Annotated in this window: 21 protein-coding genes; 4 read left to right on the top strand and 17 right to left on the bottom strand. The window is 64.8% G+C overall.

Translation table 11 applies throughout. The annotated features are described in order from the left end of the window. Positions 1 to 178: 178 nt before the first annotated feature. From BJ981_RS26015 to BJ981_RS26070, 13 genes are all read right to left on the bottom strand, one after another. Positions 179 to 937, bottom strand: coding sequence for a deazapurine DNA modification protein DpdA family protein (locus tag BJ981_RS26015; protein WP_184614628.1), 759 nt, complete (start codon positions 935 to 937; stop codon positions 179 to 181). A gap of 416 nt (positions 938 to 1353) precedes the next feature. Beyond that, positions 1354 to 1506, bottom strand: a complete 153-nt coding sequence (locus BJ981_RS26020; protein WP_184614630.1) for a hypothetical protein — start codon at positions 1504 to 1506, stop codon at positions 1354 to 1356. Between the two features lie 44 nt (positions 1507 to 1550). After that, positions 1551 to 1697 (bottom strand): hypothetical protein, encoded by a 147-nt coding sequence (locus BJ981_RS26025; protein ID WP_184614632.1) that lies wholly within the window; start codon positions 1695 to 1697, stop codon positions 1551 to 1553. Then, on the bottom strand, positions 1694 to 1879 hold the full coding sequence (locus BJ981_RS26030; RefSeq protein WP_184614634.1) for a hypothetical protein: 186 nt from the start codon (positions 1877 to 1879) through the stop codon (positions 1694 to 1696). The genes BJ981_RS26025 and BJ981_RS26030 overlap by 4 nt, the downstream gene beginning before the upstream one ends. Then, positions 1876 to 2013: a hypothetical protein gene (locus BJ981_RS26035; RefSeq protein ID WP_184614636.1), complete on the bottom strand. Its 138-nt coding sequence runs from the start codon at positions 2011 to 2013 to the stop codon at positions 1876 to 1878. The genes BJ981_RS26030 and BJ981_RS26035 overlap by 4 nt, the downstream gene beginning before the upstream one ends. 101 nt (positions 2014 to 2114) lie before the next feature. Beyond that, a complete protein-coding gene (locus BJ981_RS26040) occupies positions 2115 to 2639 on the bottom strand; it encodes a Pycsar system effector family protein (protein WP_184614638.1) in 525 nt (174 codons plus the stop codon). 15 nt (positions 2640 to 2654) lie between these two features. Next, positions 2655 to 2810 (bottom strand): hypothetical protein, encoded by a 156-nt coding sequence (locus BJ981_RS26045; RefSeq protein WP_184614640.1) that lies wholly within the window; start codon positions 2808 to 2810, stop codon positions 2655 to 2657. Between the two features lie 21 nt (positions 2811 to 2831). Then, positions 2832 to 3149, bottom strand: a complete 318-nt coding sequence (locus tag BJ981_RS26050; protein ID WP_184614642.1) for a hypothetical protein — start codon at positions 3147 to 3149, stop codon at positions 2832 to 2834. A gap of 27 nt (positions 3150 to 3176) precedes the next feature. Then, on the bottom strand, positions 3177 to 3890 hold the full coding sequence (locus BJ981_RS26055) for a DUF2637 domain-containing protein (protein WP_184614645.1): 714 nt from the start codon (positions 3888 to 3890) through the stop codon (positions 3177 to 3179). Positions 3891 to 3979: 89 nt separating this feature from the next. After that, entirely contained in the window at positions 3980 to 5146 is a 1167-nt protein-coding gene (locus BJ981_RS26060) for an FtsK/SpoIIIE domain-containing protein (RefSeq protein WP_307837853.1), read from the bottom strand. 3 nt (positions 5147 to 5149) lie between these two features. Then, a complete protein-coding gene (locus BJ981_RS39400) occupies positions 5150 to 5368 on the bottom strand; it encodes a hypothetical protein (protein ID WP_307837852.1) in 219 nt (72 codons plus the stop codon). Between the two features lie 92 nt (positions 5369 to 5460). Continuing rightward, positions 5461 to 5646, bottom strand: coding sequence for a hypothetical protein (locus tag BJ981_RS26065; RefSeq protein ID WP_204070610.1), 186 nt, complete (start codon positions 5644 to 5646; stop codon positions 5461 to 5463). Next, positions 5646 to 5999 carry an SCO3933 family regulatory protein gene (locus BJ981_RS26070; RefSeq protein WP_184614647.1) on the bottom strand — a complete coding sequence of 118 codons (354 nt, stop codon included), beginning with the start codon at positions 5997 to 5999 and terminating at the stop codon, positions 5646 to 5648. The genes BJ981_RS26065 and BJ981_RS26070 overlap by 1 nt, the downstream gene beginning before the upstream one ends. A gap of 139 nt (positions 6000 to 6138) precedes the next feature. Between BJ981_RS26070 and BJ981_RS26075 the strand changes: the two genes are divergently transcribed. The 3 genes from BJ981_RS26075 to BJ981_RS26085 are packed head-to-tail and all read left to right on the top strand — an operon-like array spanning position 6139 to position 8021. Then, on the top strand, positions 6139 to 6909 hold the full coding sequence (locus BJ981_RS26075; RefSeq protein WP_184614648.1) for a GntR family transcriptional regulator: 771 nt from the start codon (positions 6139 to 6141) through the stop codon (positions 6907 to 6909). A 9-nt stretch (positions 6910 to 6918) separates the two neighbouring features. Beyond that, entirely contained in the window at positions 6919 to 7584 is a 666-nt protein-coding gene (locus BJ981_RS26080) for a YdcF family protein (protein ID WP_184614650.1), read from the top strand. A gap of 11 nt (positions 7585 to 7595) precedes the next feature. After that, entirely contained in the window at positions 7596 to 8021 is a 426-nt protein-coding gene (locus BJ981_RS26085; RefSeq protein ID WP_184614652.1) for an NUDIX domain-containing protein, read from the top strand. Between the two features lie 1115 nt (positions 8022 to 9136). Here BJ981_RS26085 and BJ981_RS39405 read toward each other — a convergent pair. Then, on the bottom strand, positions 9137 to 9838 hold the full coding sequence (locus BJ981_RS39405; RefSeq protein WP_184614654.1) for an NYN domain-containing protein: 702 nt from the start codon (positions 9836 to 9838) through the stop codon (positions 9137 to 9139). A gap of 67 nt (positions 9839 to 9905) precedes the next feature. Here BJ981_RS39405 and BJ981_RS26095 point away from each other — a divergent pair, with 67 nt between their 5' ends. Further along, positions 9906 to 10379: a GvpU-like protein gene (locus tag BJ981_RS26095; RefSeq protein ID WP_184614657.1), complete on the top strand. Its 474-nt coding sequence runs from the start codon at positions 9906 to 9908 to the stop codon at positions 10377 to 10379. 201 nt (positions 10380 to 10580) lie between these two features. Here the strand turns inward: BJ981_RS26095 and BJ981_RS26100 are convergent, their stop codons facing one another. The 3 genes from BJ981_RS26100 to BJ981_RS26110 form a co-directional block, all read right to left on the bottom strand. Beyond that, on the bottom strand, positions 10581 to 11012 hold the full coding sequence (locus BJ981_RS26100; protein WP_204070609.1) for a tyrosine-type recombinase/integrase: 432 nt from the start codon (positions 11010 to 11012) through the stop codon (positions 10581 to 10583). A 439-nt stretch (positions 11013 to 11451) separates the two neighbouring features. Then, positions 11452 to 12222, bottom strand: a complete 771-nt coding sequence (locus BJ981_RS26105) for an enoyl-CoA hydratase/isomerase family protein (protein ID WP_184614659.1) — start codon at positions 12220 to 12222, stop codon at positions 11452 to 11454. Beyond that, positions 12219 to 13646 (bottom strand): AMP-binding protein, encoded by a 1428-nt coding sequence (locus BJ981_RS26110; protein WP_260325287.1) that lies wholly within the window; start codon positions 13644 to 13646, stop codon positions 12219 to 12221. The genes BJ981_RS26105 and BJ981_RS26110 overlap by 4 nt, the downstream gene beginning before the upstream one ends. Positions 13647 to 13652: the final 6 nt, after the last annotated feature.

The raw sequence follows: 13652 nt of genomic DNA on the forward strand, positions 1-13652 counted from the left end.
TGTCGCTCGGAGGGAAGGCGCCCGCCGCAGGCGATCCGGCGATGACGTCTGGCCAAGTGGACCAGGACTGGGGCCAGGCACGGCCCGGACTTGACCGCTGTGACGCTGCGGGTGGTGTCGTGGGGGTAGGTGGCGCTGGGCCGGTAGGTCTCGGTGACTTGTACCTGGTAGGTGGCCATCACAGGCCGTCCAGGGTGGGTTGTTGCCATCGCAGAGTTGCGAGTAAGCGGGCGCGCCAGGTTTCGGCGAAGGTGCGGCAGTTGGCTTCGTTGATGTGCCCGGGGTGGGCTGAGGGGGTACGGCGGCCTTGGTAGCTCCAGGCGAGGGAATCGGCGGAGGCCAAGGAGGCTGCGTAGCACTGTAGGCCGCGGGTCTTGACGCCGAACCCGTGCAGACGTAGTCCGCCAGCGGCCAGAGTGGTCACGATTGTGTGGATCTGAGTGCTGTGTTGGCGACGGCAGACGCTGCCGAGTCCGACCAGGGGTTGTGCAGTCAGGTCGATGCCGGCGCGGTCGTACAGGGTGACGCAGTGCAGGTAGTCATTCAGGCTCCAGCCCTGTACCACTGGAACGATTGGCAGGTCAGGAAAGGCGCTGCGTAGATCGAGGTAGTTGCCCACGGTACGGTGTTGGTGTTCGCGTAAGGTAAGCCCGGTTTTGGTGAGCATGAAGGGCTCGCACATCCAGTCCTGGGGAGCTGCCCAGGCGACGTTGCCGATTTCGTCGACGTAGCGGCGGATGGCGTTGCCGTAGGTACGGGGTGAGGCGGTCCAGGTGCCGTGTAGCGAAAGTTCGGTGAAGCCGCCTGAATCAATCGCGACCTCGCCGATTGCTCGGGGCAGGGTCTTGTAGCTGGATAGACGACGGTGACTGACAAACAGCGGGAAAGGGCACAGACGAAGCCACCCTGGATGGTGGGTGCCCAGGTAGAACTTCACAGGCGGCTTCCGCTGACGGTCTCGGTTTCGGCGCAGACTTTGTGGCAAGCAGTTCCGTGGCTATCGCACAGAAACGTGAGCCGACCGCAGATGCGGCACGGCAAACGGCGTCCGCCCATCCAGTGGTTGACCGCCTTGGAGTTGCGTCGCTTGTCTCCGCTCCAGTCCAGGCCGTGAGGTGTGCCGCTCATCGGCCGCACCTGCCGCATGTGGTTGTGGTGCGGAGGTTGATGCCGCCGCAGCGGCATACCCATGTGGATGGGGTGCCAGGTGGCAGCCACGGCCCGGACAGTGCCGGACCGGGGCGGTTTGCGGGCATACTGGTGTCTCCTTTGCTGTGTGCGAGGGAGGCGCCCCACGAGGCGGCGAGCTGCCAGGCTTTGAGCCGCCCCGTGGAGGCGTTGAAGATTGCAGGGTCAGGAGCGGGAACGCTTGCGATAGGCGTTCAGGTCGGTCACCGAGGCGTCGGGGCCGCGCAGTCGCGCGTTCTCCTCACGCAGCTCGATGAGTTCACCGAGCAGTTCCTCGATCAGAGCTTCTTCCTCGTTCGGGCCGGTGTTTCGCGGCATGGCGATCACTCCTGGGGCAGGGGACGGGGAGCAGGTTTCGCGGGTCAGCGGTGGTTGTCGATGCCGGTGCCGCTGCAGTCGCGGCAGCAGGCGTCGTCGTGGTCGATGCCGGTTCCGTGGCAGGTGGCGCACCGGTAGGCGCGCGGCTCGATGTCCTCGAAGGGGTCGAAGTCCTCGTCGTTCTCGATCACGCGGGAACCTCTCCGTTCGGGGCGTGGCCGGTACCGCCGCAGGTGAGGCACAGCGCGTAGCCCTCGATGGTGCGGCGGCGCAGACCGCGGCCGACAACTTGGGCGGTGAGTACCTGGCGCCGTCCCTCGCAGTCGGGGCACAGCTCAGGCGTGGTCGTGGTGGTCGGGCCGTTGGAGGTCATCGGGTGCCGGTGCCGTGGCAGGTGGAGCAGGTCTGGCGGGTCTCGATGATCAGGATGCGGCCGTTGCGCAGGACGGACTTGAGCAGGCCGACCGTGCGGTAGCCGCGGCAGGTGGTGCACGTCTCGCGGGACATGGGAGGTGTCCTTTCTGTGCGGTCTGACGTTCCGCAAGGCCGCCCCTCCTTGTAGGCGGCCAGGGCGCAGCGTCAGCGCCGAGCCAGGCAGGAAAAGGGGACTACAGGCGGCTGAGAGGCAGGGCGGCGACCAGGGCGGCCAGCGCCACAAGCAGCACGTCCACCGCCAGTCGCAGTCGGCGGTACTTGGTCACCGCCAGCCGTGACAGGATGTGCACCTCTTCAGCGGCGATGGTGACCCGGTCCCCGCGGAAGGTCATCAGTTCGCGGAGAACTTCGTGGGCGGTGGTGGCGCGGGCGTACAGGATGAATCCGGTGCCGCCGGTGCGCGGCACGCGGGGGCGGACCGCTGCCAGTAGCACGCCGATCGCGCAGGCCAGCAGTCCCGCCGAGGTGATGAGCGCGGCTGTCGCTGGCGCGGGCAGGTCGGTGGCAGTGGATGCGGTGATGGTCAGGCCGGCGATCACGGCGAAGGCGCCACCGGCCCAGGACAAAAGGCCCGAGGCTTTGCCGTCGATACGGACCAGTTCGGCGCGGGCGTTAGCGGACTGTCCGGCAAGGTCGGCCAGGATCTCCCGATCAGCGTTGGGGACACGGGGGACGAAGGGCGGGGGCGTGGTCGTCATGGCGGGGTCCTGTCTTCAGTTCAGGCCGGACACGAAACCGGCGATGTTGTCGGCCAGGGCGTCCAGCGCGTTCACGGTGTGGCCGACCAGTTCGGCGGCTGAGGCCGGTTGGGTCAGCAGGTAGAAGACGGCGAGCACCAGCAGGGCGCGACCGGTCAGCTTGCGCAGCATGGCGACGACTCCCGGCCGAGGTCAGGCGGTGACGGAGCCGTCGTAACTCATCAGCGCTCGCCATTCGCGGGCGACGTCGTCCCAGACCGCGACCGCGCGGTAGGTGATCGGCCCGAAGTCGCGGCAGGTCTCGTAGTGCGTGCCCTCGCTGACCGGGCGGTCGATCAGCGAGCCGATCCGGTCGATCTGCGTGCGCTTGTCGTCGTCGGTGCCCGAGGCGAACACGTTGATCTCGCTGCCGTGGCCGGGGACGGGGACCTTGGGGTTGTCGGCCAGGAACGCGGCCAGGCGGCGCAGACCGGCGATGAACTCGGCGCGGGTGGTGGTGTCGGTCGTCATGACGGCGATGCCCTTTCAGGAGTGGATTTACGGGGTGGTCAGCAGGGCCAAGACGCGGTTGGCCATCTGCGGGGAGATGCGCAGCCGGCGGTGCAGGTCATCTGCGCTAATCGGGGTCTTGCGTAGCCGGGCGTGTTCGGCCGCCAGGTATCGGGCGTCTTCCAGCAGCGAGGCGCTGACCTCGGATGGGTCCGCAGTGTGGTTGCCCGTGTGGCCGGTGGAGGTCAGTGCGGCATGTGCCGGTTCTGCCAGTTCGGAACGCGGTTGCTCCGCCGGTCCGGAGTCGAGGCCGGTGCGGTCGGGGACCAGTTCGGCATCAAGCACCGCCACCGCAGCGGGAGACTCGGCAGGGGCGGGAGTGTGGCCGGCGCGACGCTCCAGCATGGACATCGCGATCAGGAACGCCCCCGCGGGGGTGGCGGCCAGGATCCACCCCCAGGGGTTACGGTCGGCTTCGGCGAGGTTGGCGGCCAGGGTGAGCACGATCCCGCCGGTCAGGACCAGGGACGGCCACGACAGCAGGCCACGGCGCAGACGGCCGGTGCGTTTGTCGCGCTGGATCTCCCGGGCGGCCATGACGCACATCAGGTCGATGCACACCGCGACCGCCCAGGCCCGCCACTCGGTTTGACCATGCTTGGCCGCAAGCTTGCTGATGTGGTCGAAGGACCCGACCGCGGCGATACCGGCAAGTACCATGACCGGGCCGTTGTCCATCAGCGCGGCTTTGATCCGGCGCATGGCCGACACTGCTCCTTTCCGGTTTTCGGCATGGCTCAGCTAGGGAGGTGGCGCGATCGGGGCTCACGCCAGGCCCGTACGGCGGGAGATCAGACCGGGAGGTCTTCCAGGTCCGGGATGGTGAACTCGTCCATCTCGGAGTCGTCCACGTCACCGGCCGAGCCGGCGCCCCGAGTGAGATCGGCCCAGGACGGGGTCAGGTGGGCGTACTCGGCGGCGGCAGCTTCGGCCTGTTCCTCGGTGACGTGCACCGAGCGCATCCGATGCCAGCGCCCTTCACTGCCGATGACGATGGCGGTTCCGGGCATGGCGGGGGAGATCTGCCGCGCGGCCACCAGGGCGCCGGCGTCCATGTCGCCAAGTGCCATCTTGGCGGTCTCGTCATCGTTGACCATGTGGCAGATCCGCCCGGTGAGCTGCGCACGCAGCGCGGTCACCCCCGGACCGAGGTCCGAGCCGACCCGTTGCCCGCAGATCTTCAAGTAGATCCCGAACGCCCGTCCGAGCTGAGCGATACGCAGCAGGCGCGTGGCGACCGCCGCGACCTCTTCCTTCTCCGACTTCGGATCGGCCATCAAGAACAGTTCGGCGACCTCGTCCACCAGCACCACGATCGGCATCGGCCGCGCCGACTCCGGCAGACGCGGGTGCCAGATGTTCTTCACTCGGTGCGCCCGGCACAGAGCCATCCGGGACTTGATGATGCCGATCAAGTCGGCCAGCAGCTCGGCGCACTCAGCACGCTCGGTGGCCAGCGCCGACATGCGTGCCTGGTACGGGGTGAATTCGACTCCGCCTTTGAGGTCGAAGCCGACCAGCGCCACCGGTTGCGGGGCAAGCCCCACGATCAGCACATTGGCCAGGTTCGACTTTCCCGACTGGGTGGCGCCGACGTTCAGCCAGTGCGGCACCGCGCGGAAGTCGATGGCGAACGGCGTCCCGGTGTCCAGCAGCCCGACCCGCACCCGCAAGAGCCCGTCCGACAGCACCGGGATCGACACCCGATCAAGCGGATCGGACAGCGTGGCGACGAGCGTGACCTTTCCCGGACGCCAGGAGACCAGGCGCACACTGTGCACCTTCCAGGCGTGCGCCAGCTTGTCCAGCACCCGCGCATAGTCCTCGGGAGTCTGGCCGTCGTGCAGCCGTACCGATACCCGGAAACCGAGCTTGGTCGGCCGGATCAGCCCCAGCCGGGGCGCGCGTTCGACCTCCACCCGGCGGATCCGGCGCTTCTGCTTGAGGATCAGCGTCACCGCTCAGCCCCCCAAACCGGGGAACGTCCAGCGGAACCGGCGACGCCGACGAGCCAGGCCACAGCCGGCCGCCACCGCACGCCAGGTGGCGTAGATACCGATCAGCCGCAACGGGTACCCGACCAGCAGCCAGTACGACACCGGATGGACCTTGCGCCATCCCCAGCGCACCACGCTCACGATCAGGACGATCACGGCCACGCGAAACAGGATGTCGGCCATACTGGAGTACCTCCTTTCCTTCCCTTACAGGTGGATGGGAGACCCCGGAGCGGTCGGAGCCGCCAAGCACAGCCGCTCCGGGGGATGAGCCTTCAGAACAGGGGAAGCGTCGCCGGCGGCGGGTCGGGCAGACGGCGCAGGCCCCGAAACGGGCGAACCACCTTCGTGCCGTCCGCGCGGCGGATCAGGACGTTCCGCGGACCGCCGCCCGGCCCCCACTGGATCAGGACCGTCACCGGTTCCCCGCGCTCCAGATAGGTACGGCCGACGATGCCCATCAGGACGACGGCCCGTTGCCCGAGCCGTTCGCCGGCGCGTTGACCGGGCGGATCGCCTCGCAACGAAACCCCATGCCCGAGCGTCCGTTCATCGACCAGTAGAACGCCGACAGCCCCACCGGACGGACCTGGATGCCCTCGGGGATCTTCGGGAAGTCCACCGACGGGAAGGTCACCGTGATGACCGGGTTCCGCCGGTCGTCGTTCGGCTTGGGCAGCAGCGGAATCGTGTACAGCTCCCGCCCCTCCCTGTCGGTCTTGATCTCGCCCGTGTCGCGGTCGGCCAACTTGGCCTCCGGCTCACCGGCGACGATGAACGCCAGGTTGGCGATGTCCACCGGAATGTTCCGCATGTCCCCTCCGTTGTCTCGATAGTGCTACCACTATAAAACCTCTTGACCAACGATCTGTCAATAGAGCTAGCACTATTGCCCTAGAGATCGCATTCTCCCAGGTAGCGCTAGCCTTATTGGCAGATAGGAAGGAAGTCAGATGGCCATCGGGTATCGAGAGCTTGCCAACGTGCTCCGCTCTCGCATCGAGGACGGGACGTACCCGACCGACGAGAGCAAGACCTTGCCCAAGCATGAGGAACTCGCCGAAGAGTTCGAGGTGAACGTCAAGACCGTCCGGCAGGCCATCCGACTACTCGAAGCCGAAGGTCTTGTGACGGTGATCCGCCGGCGAGGCACGGTCATCCGCCCCCGACCCCGGATGAAGCGCCAGGGCGCCGAACGGTACGCCAAGAGCAAGTGGAAGTTCGGCTTGGTGGCGTTCGCCGCGGACAGAGAGGTCTCCGGACGCACATGGAGCCCAAGCGACCAGACGAATAAGGTCCGTAAGGTCCACGCTGATAAGGACGTTGCTGAGGCGCTCGGGCTGCCCGAAGGATCGCCGGTGTACGAGCGGGCGCGCTTGGTGAAGGACGGCGCGACACCTACTCACACCCTCACGAGCTACTACCGACCCGAGCACGTTGAAGGCACTCCGCTCGTCGACCCAACACCAGGGCCGGCGGGGTACGGAGGAGGATTCGCAGTCCTGACGCTGCAAGGCTTCGAACCCGACAACATCACCGAATCTCTGCAAGCGCGCATGCCCACCCCGGATGAGATCGATGAATTGCAACTCCCTGTCGGACAGCCTGTGGTGGTTCTCAAACGTCTGACCTTCACCCGCGACGGCCAAGTCGTTGAGTTCGCCCGCGGGGTGCACTCCGCTGCCCACTTCGAGTGGTCCTATAACTTCAAGATTCCCGACTGAGGAGGTTGCATGACCGCCAATTCCGCAGTCATACCCAAAGATGTGTGGTCTGATCTCGAAATACTTTGGGACTACCATGACATGCACCACGAGCTGCGTGAATCCGATATCGGCATCGGCCTGGGGAGCCACGACATCGGAGTCGCACTCTATGCCGCAGACTTGTACAAGAAAGGACTCTACCCGCGGATCGTGTTCAGCGGTGCAAACGCTCCGACGACTATTGAACGTTTCCCGAGAGGGGAAGCGGTTCAGTATCGCGAGAAGGCCATAGAGCTAGGCGTCCCGGGCGAAGCGATTCTGATCGAGACCAAGTCGACAAATACGGCGGAAAACTTTCAGTTTACCCGCGAACTGTTGTCCGAGCAGGACATACATGTCGATTCAGCCACACTGATATCTAGGCCCTACCAACAGCGGCGTGCCTACGCCACATGCAAGAAGTTGTGGCCAGAACTCACCGTAACATGCACGTCGCTGCCTCTACCGTTGCCGGACTACATCGAGTTCATCGGCGATGCGAACAGAGTGATCAACATGATCGTTGGGGACACTCAACGAATCATCGAGCTACCACAATCCGGGTACGCGATCCCGCAAGAGATGCCGTCAGAAGTTCATGATGCCTACGAGCGCCTCATCCAGGCCGGCTATACGAGCAGGCTCATCAAGTAGGAGACCCGCCGATGGCAGAGCTACCACGACACTCGGTCAGTGTCACCGCGGTTGTCCTCCATCCAGTCGGACGTGTGCTCGCAATCCAGCGTGCAGACGATGGGCGTTGGGTGCCCCCAGGTGGCGTTGTAGAGCTAGACGAGACGCCGGAACATGCGGTGATTCGCGAAGTGCTAGAAGAGACCGGCGTTCAGATCAAGCCGGACGTTCTCACGGGTGTGTACAAGAACATGGTTCTTGGCGTGGTGTCCCTGACCTACCGGTGTCACCCGATCGGCGGCGAGCCGCATCCCAGTGACGAGGCACTCCAGTCGGCTTGGCTCACCCTCGATGAGGTGAAAGACCGGATGCCCGAAGCCAGAGCTATCCGCGTTCTGGACGCACTTCGAAGCGACGGCCCGTTCGTACGTGTCCACGACGGTTCGCGACTGTTGTAGCCGAACCCTGAGCACCGACCTGTTACCAGTTTCCCTACGTCTTCAAGCCCGCCGCTTCGCGTCGGGACCGGCCGCCTCGGGCCGGGGCGGCAGAAGAAGGGAAGAGGAGGGGGAGGACTCTTGCGGACGCTGACTGTAGGAGCTGACGGAGGTTCGCAGGAGGGAACCCCGCCGAGAAGGGATGAGGGTACGGCGAGGGGTTGAGCAGGCGGTGAGGTGTCGACCCAGGCCACCAAGGGGCGAGGAGGGTGCGGGCACAGCGCAGCCCTTAATGCCATTCACGGCCCTGCATGTCCAAGACCTGCCCGAAACTCCATGAAGGGTTCGGGGGCCGCGCTCGCCCGCCGGCTGCTGCGGCTCTTCGGCCGGTCAGCCGGCAGCGGCGCGCCCCCGCGCCGCAAGCGACGCGGTGGTGAGGCGGCTGCCGATTGCTTGGTGCCGATGGGGATCTCTCGCCAGGGGGTGAAGGGAGAGACAAGACACCGAGGCTGAGCCAGGGCCGGACATCAAGACTCGGAGAGCACGACAGACGCCGAGGCGAAGAAGACGGCGGAAGGGGAAGGGGCGGAGGGAAAGAAATATGGGGCTCCGCCCCAAACCCCGGCCCTCCTCGGAGATGGGGGAGGAGGTGCAAAGTGTGCGGGTGGCGGGGTGGTCCATCTCCTCGTCGGTCACCACAAGGGATGCCAGACCGTCCACCCAGGGTCAAGCCGTCCTGTGACCGCAGGACAACCAGCGTGCGAGGAACGGCGACCGGGACACTGGAACACGCGAAGGACGACTTGACCCTGGGCAGCCGGCCCGGCATGGCTACGCCTGCCCGACGAGGAGATGAACCACTTCTCGGCGACGGCTGACGTCGAAGCTTCTAAAACAACCTGAGTAACATTCGGTGACACGGTGCTGGTCGTTTCGGCCGTGATGATGATGCTCGGTGTGATCAGCAGGGGAAGGCGCCTGAGAGTCGCTGACTGGGTGATCAATCCTCCCGAAATAGCGCGTGGGGAACGGTGATCGGTACGTGGGACGCCGGCGTCGACAAGGATACGAGGGAGGTAGGACCCGGGTCGCCAGCTCGACATGATTGCGCCTGCCCGACGATGAGACGGGCCGTACTACGGTGATTCTGGTCCTGCTTGGCCAGGGTGCTCTTTATTCTCATCATATAAGAGGTTGAAGCGATCTATATGTCGAGTAGTCAGTAGTTTAATGAGGGTTGCGCTCCATATCACCTGCTCATCGGCGAGGTTGCGCAGCTCCTGGGCCACTGGAGCTCCGGCAGGATGAGCCAAGATGACTCTGCAGCCAAGCTGCTGAACTGCCCGTATAGCCTCAGCTAAGTCTCGATCGCCAGCTACTAGAACGATTGTGTCACATGCGTTTTGTTGAACAAATCTCATCATATCGAGAACGATTAGAGTGTCTACGCCCTTTTGTTCATACAGTGTTTCTAGGTTGAAGTTGGCCATTAGCTCTGAATAATCTATGCCCATTTTCTCGGCGGCACGCCTGAGCAGTCCCTTGTGCTCGAATGGCAAAGTTTGTGCGTGTCCTAGGCGAAGTTGCAATCCTGGGCATTTCTCCAGTTCCGCAAAACGCTCCCGTTGTGGATGTCTTAACTTTTCTCCCTCTGGGTAGGCGCCGTCATACCAATAGCAGCGCACAAAAGGCGTCTCCATGCGGACGGCTGCGGTATTGAGCCATCCCACTAACTCGCGACCCTCAAAGCGTACTTGGCTAACGGGGACGTTGAGAGTGCGCGCAGCGGATGCATTAATGAATCCAGCATCTATCATACCGATAAGCCGGGACTTCACTGCCTAGCTCCCTAATGTACGTGATCTTCATGTAGGCTGTATGGGCCGAAGTAGCAGGAGGTTGAAGATGGTCAAGCAGCCTGATGAGCCAGACTATGTCATCGTGGATCATAGCGAAGATTACCCTGTGCCAGTTCGCGCTGGTGGCGTCGATAAGTTGCTCGCCTACTTGAGCATATACGTAGAAGTGGCTCAGGCAGGGTTGGGTGTAGCTCTGGTGTTACCCGGGGGCATGCTGCACGGAATCCTTATAGGACCCTCGGCCTGGTACAAGGAATGGTTCGAAAGCATGAAAAAGGCGGGTGAAGGTGGAGTAGTGACGCATACCGTCATGTGGAACACCTTTGCGGCTTCTGGGCAGATTAACGATAAAGGCGCATTGATCGATCACAAGGATGAATATCTCCACATAAAGGATGGAGTGCTCGTAACTGGTGACAATCGGACAAATGCCATGCCATGGAGAGTGAAACTCACCTCTGTTGCAGCATGGAGTCTCGGCAGCAGTCCACCCTCGTCAGATGAGGCCCATCGAGACTAAGCCGCTGAGGTGGGGACCAGTTCGGGACCACACGTCATGCATGTTGATGAACGAACCGCAGGTCGCGGCACGGCGTTCGCTGCTCCCTGAATGCCGTTGAGCTGCGAAAGCGCCTGCTCCATAGTCCTGGGGGTCAAGGGGTCGCAGGTTCAAATCCTGTCGTCCCGACAGACGAAAAGGTCTGTCGATCCGAGGGAAACCTCAGGTCAACAGACCTTTCTTAATGTCGGCTAGATCGTCGGGCGTCTCTAGACCGCCCGCAACCGGGGACCACTCGGCCATCCAGGTCAGGCCCGTGTGCCGGAGATCGTGGCGCCGAAGATGCTCGAACCCCAGTTTGGTCACCACCTCATCCCAATGGGTCGCGTCCCGGAGAACCGCGGTGGTGATCCGACCGCCGCGCGGCCCGGTGAACAGCCTGCCCGCCGGGTCCGAGCCGAGCGCATCGAGCCGACGAGCTACCAGGTCCCGAATCTCTGCGATCAACGGGACCTTACGAGCCCGCTTCCCTTTCGTGCCCTTGTCCGCCAGGCCGCCGGGACTGGGCGTGGTCTGACGGCGAACCGTCCAGGTCCACGAGGCGCGGTCGATGTCACCGGCCCGTACCCCGGCCACCTCACCTGAAGCGAGCACTGATTCACCAGCGGTGTAGCCCTGCCCGACGCAGCTCCAGTGGCCGACGACGAGGGTTGTGGCTTCGCTGTGAGGACCGGTTCTGCGGGCGGCGCGGTAGCGGTACGGATCAGGTGTGCGGCGTGGTCGGTGACGCCGAGACGGTTCAGCCGGGCCAGGTCGCAGGGGCGGATACGGCGGTCCAGGGGGCCGGAGGTCTCGGCGGCAGCCCGCGCCGAACTGGTCCGTGGATGCTCGCTCGTGCCGGAGCGTTAAGTCACACGAACCAATGGCTCTGTACGGGATATATCCAGTCAAACCTTTGTCGTGCGATCCAGATTCTCAGGCTCAACCCGGCGAAAGTAAGAAATGTCCGCTCCACTGGAGAGCCGAGATGGCCGCGCCGGTCGAACCTCGTAGGAATCAGCCGGGAGTGCATGGCTCCGTTACGTGTACGGAGTCACCTTTGGAATCTCCGCATCTGAGATTCCATCGACCCCGATTGCCAGGCTCGCTGCGCGGCGTCGCGTTCGGCGCGGAACGCCGCTTGGACCGTGCTCAAGGCCGGCCGGATCAAGGGCAGGTGGAGGTGGGCCGTGTTGCCGTCGGGTGTCCAGGTGTGGATCAGCTGCCGGCACCGCAGCAGGAGGGCGTTCGCCGCGACGACCTCGTCGAGCAACCCGATACGCGAGCAGTCCTGGGCGTCGACCTCCCTCCCGCTAAGCACCAGGTCCAGCGTCTCGGAGCGGCCGACCAGAGCGGGGAGAAGCACGGAGGACGCGTTGGAGATCGTGAATCCCATCGCGCTCTCCGGGAACCGGTAAGCCGCCTGGGGCGAGCCGATCCGGCGGTCGAAGCACAGCGTGAGCTCGGCCGCGCCGCCCACGGCGAGACCGTTGATCGCGGCGACACAGGGAATGCTGCTGGCGAGCACGGCCTCGGTCACCGAGTCGAACAACGCGGAGAGTGCTTCGATACCGTGTCGCTCGACAAAGGCGCGTGTCTCCCGGAGATCGTCCCCCGAGGAGAAGGCCCGGTCGCCGGTACCGGTGACGACCAGGCCCCGGATCTCAGGGGTGTCCGACGCGTCCCGGATCGCCCGGGCCAGGTCCGTGAGCATGCCGCTCGACAGGGCGTTGAGCGTCCGGGGGCTGTCGAGCCGGAGTACGAGCACGCCGTCGTCCACATCGGAGACGACTCGGCCCCGCTCGTCGTCGCCGTTGACGTTCATCGCGCCTTCTTTCCTCGCTGGCCGAAATCCACGGCCAGGAGCCGTTCGCCGTGGTCATAGTCCGCGATCTTCGTCTTGGCGATGCGTTCGGAGGGGGTTCGAGGTAATGACCGCCAGAATTCGACGTAGCGCGGCACCTTGAAGATGGCGAGTTGCCGACGCGTATGCTGCTCGACTTCGCGCGCCAGGCTCGGTAGCGCCTCGGCGTCTCCGACCTCGATACACGCCATGACCTCTTCGCCGAACAACTCGTCGGCCACACCCACGACCGCGCAGGCACGGACGAAGGGCAGCTCGCAGATCACCGCTTCCACCTCGGCGGCGGCGATGTTCTCCCCTCCCCTGCGCACCATGTCCTTGAGCCGGCCGACCAGGCGGAACCATCCGTTCTCCTCGCGGACGCAGAGGTCTCCGGTGTGAAACCAGCCGTCTTTCAGCGCCGCGGCGGTCGCCTCGGGCCGCCGCCAATACCCCGTCATCAGTGTCGGCCCGCGGACCAGTAGCTCACCAGGTTCACCCGGGGCGGCGTCCCGCCCCGAGGGATCGACGATCCGCGCCTCACAGTTCGGTGCCGGAAGGCCGATATAGCCTTGGCCGACGCTCCGCGCGTCGTCGATCGGCGCGGTGATGTTCAGGCCGGACTCGGTGAGGCCGTAGACCTCACGCCATGGCGCGTCCCAGCGTGATTCGAGCTTGCGGTGGAGCGCGACGGGGATCGCCGAGCACAGAACGAGCCGCACGTCGTTGTCCCGGTCGGTTTCCGTCGCCGGTTGCTGGAACAGCAGTTGCGGCATGCTGCCCAGGACGTAGAGAACCGTCGCGCGATACCGCCGTACGTCGGCCCAGAAGGTGCTGGCGGAGAAGCGTGGCAGCACGATGAGCGTGGCCCCGTACTCCAGGCACATCGCCGCTTCCCACTGACCATCGATGTAGGAGAACGGCTGGGCCGTGAGGACGCGATCCTCGTGGGTCAGTTCGAAGCACCGTCCCATGGCCACGCCCAGCTTCAGCCAGTAGGAGTGCGTGAGCATGCACGCCTTCGGCAGGCCAGAGGTGCCGGAGGTGAACTGAAGGTTCGCCAGCGCGGAATCCTCAGAGACCGTGTCGAGCTCTCCGAGGTCGCGCGGTTCGGTGTCGCCGCCCGGTGCCGCGGGCTCGAACAGCTCGTCGGCCATGAGCAGTCGCACCTGCTCGTCGCGCGGGTGGAGATCGGTGAACTTGTGCGCCGAATCGCTCGATGTCACGACGGCGCCGATCTGTGCGTCGTCCAGGATGTGGCCGATGTCCGCCGCCTGGTAGGAGCGGTTGATCGGGACGGCGACGTAGCCGCCGGATACGACGGACAACCAGACCAACGGCCACGAGATGTCGTTCGGCAGGCAGATCCCCACCCTGTCACCGGCTACGAGACCGGCCTCGCGCAGGCTCGC

This window comes from Sphaerisporangium krabiense, from assembly GCF_014200435.1.
GTDB classification, from domain to species: Bacteria; Actinomycetota; Actinomycetes; order Streptosporangiales; family Streptosporangiaceae; genus Sphaerisporangium; species Sphaerisporangium krabiense.

Excerpts from the sequence above, each read along its gene's own strand:
- BJ981_RS26020 (WP_184614630.1), bottom strand. The coding sequence starts at position 1,506 with ATGCCGCGAAACACCGGCCCGAACGAGGAAGAAGCTCTGATCGAGGAA.
- BJ981_RS26030 (WP_184614634.1), bottom strand. The coding sequence starts at position 1,879 with ATGACCTCCAACGGCCCGACCACCACGACCACGCCTGAGCTGTGCCCC.
- BJ981_RS26035 (WP_184614636.1), bottom strand. The coding sequence starts at position 2,013 with ATGTCCCGCGAGACGTGCACCACCTGCCGCGGCTACCGCACGGTCGGC.
- BJ981_RS26040 (WP_184614638.1), bottom strand. The coding sequence starts at position 2,639 with ATGACGACCACGCCCCCGCCCTTCGTCCCCCGTGTCCCCAACGCTGAT.
- BJ981_RS26045 (WP_184614640.1), bottom strand. The coding sequence starts at position 2,810 with ATGCTGCGCAAGCTGACCGGTCGCGCCCTGCTGGTGCTCGCCGTCTTC.
- BJ981_RS26050 (WP_184614642.1), bottom strand. The coding sequence starts at position 3,149 with ATGACGACCGACACCACCACCCGCGCCGAGTTCATCGCCGGTCTGCGC.
- BJ981_RS26055 (WP_184614645.1), bottom strand. The coding sequence starts at position 3,890 with ATGCGCCGGATCAAAGCCGCGCTGATGGACAACGGCCCGGTCATGGTA.
- BJ981_RS39400 (WP_307837852.1), bottom strand. The coding sequence starts at position 5,368 with ATGGCCGACATCCTGTTTCGCGTGGCCGTGATCGTCCTGATCGTGAGC.
- BJ981_RS26065 (WP_204070610.1), bottom strand. The coding sequence starts at position 5,646 with ATGGGCATCGTCGGCCGTACCTATCTGGAGCGCGGGGAACCGGTGACG.
- BJ981_RS26070 (WP_184614647.1), bottom strand. The coding sequence starts at position 5,999 with ATGCGGAACATTCCGGTGGACATCGCCAACCTGGCGTTCATCGTCGCC.
- BJ981_RS26075 (WP_184614648.1), top strand. The coding sequence starts at position 6,139 with ATGGCCATCGGGTATCGAGAGCTTGCCAACGTGCTCCGCTCTCGCATC.
- BJ981_RS26080 (WP_184614650.1), top strand. The coding sequence starts at position 6,919 with ATGACCGCCAATTCCGCAGTCATACCCAAAGATGTGTGGTCTGATCTC.
- BJ981_RS26085 (WP_184614652.1), top strand. The coding sequence starts at position 7,596 with ATGGCAGAGCTACCACGACACTCGGTCAGTGTCACCGCGGTTGTCCTC.
- BJ981_RS26095 (WP_184614657.1), top strand. The coding sequence starts at position 9,906 with ATGGTCAAGCAGCCTGATGAGCCAGACTATGTCATCGTGGATCATAGC.
- BJ981_RS26105 (WP_184614659.1), bottom strand. The coding sequence starts at position 12,222 with ATGAACGTCAACGGCGACGACGAGCGGGGCCGAGTCGTCTCCGATGTG.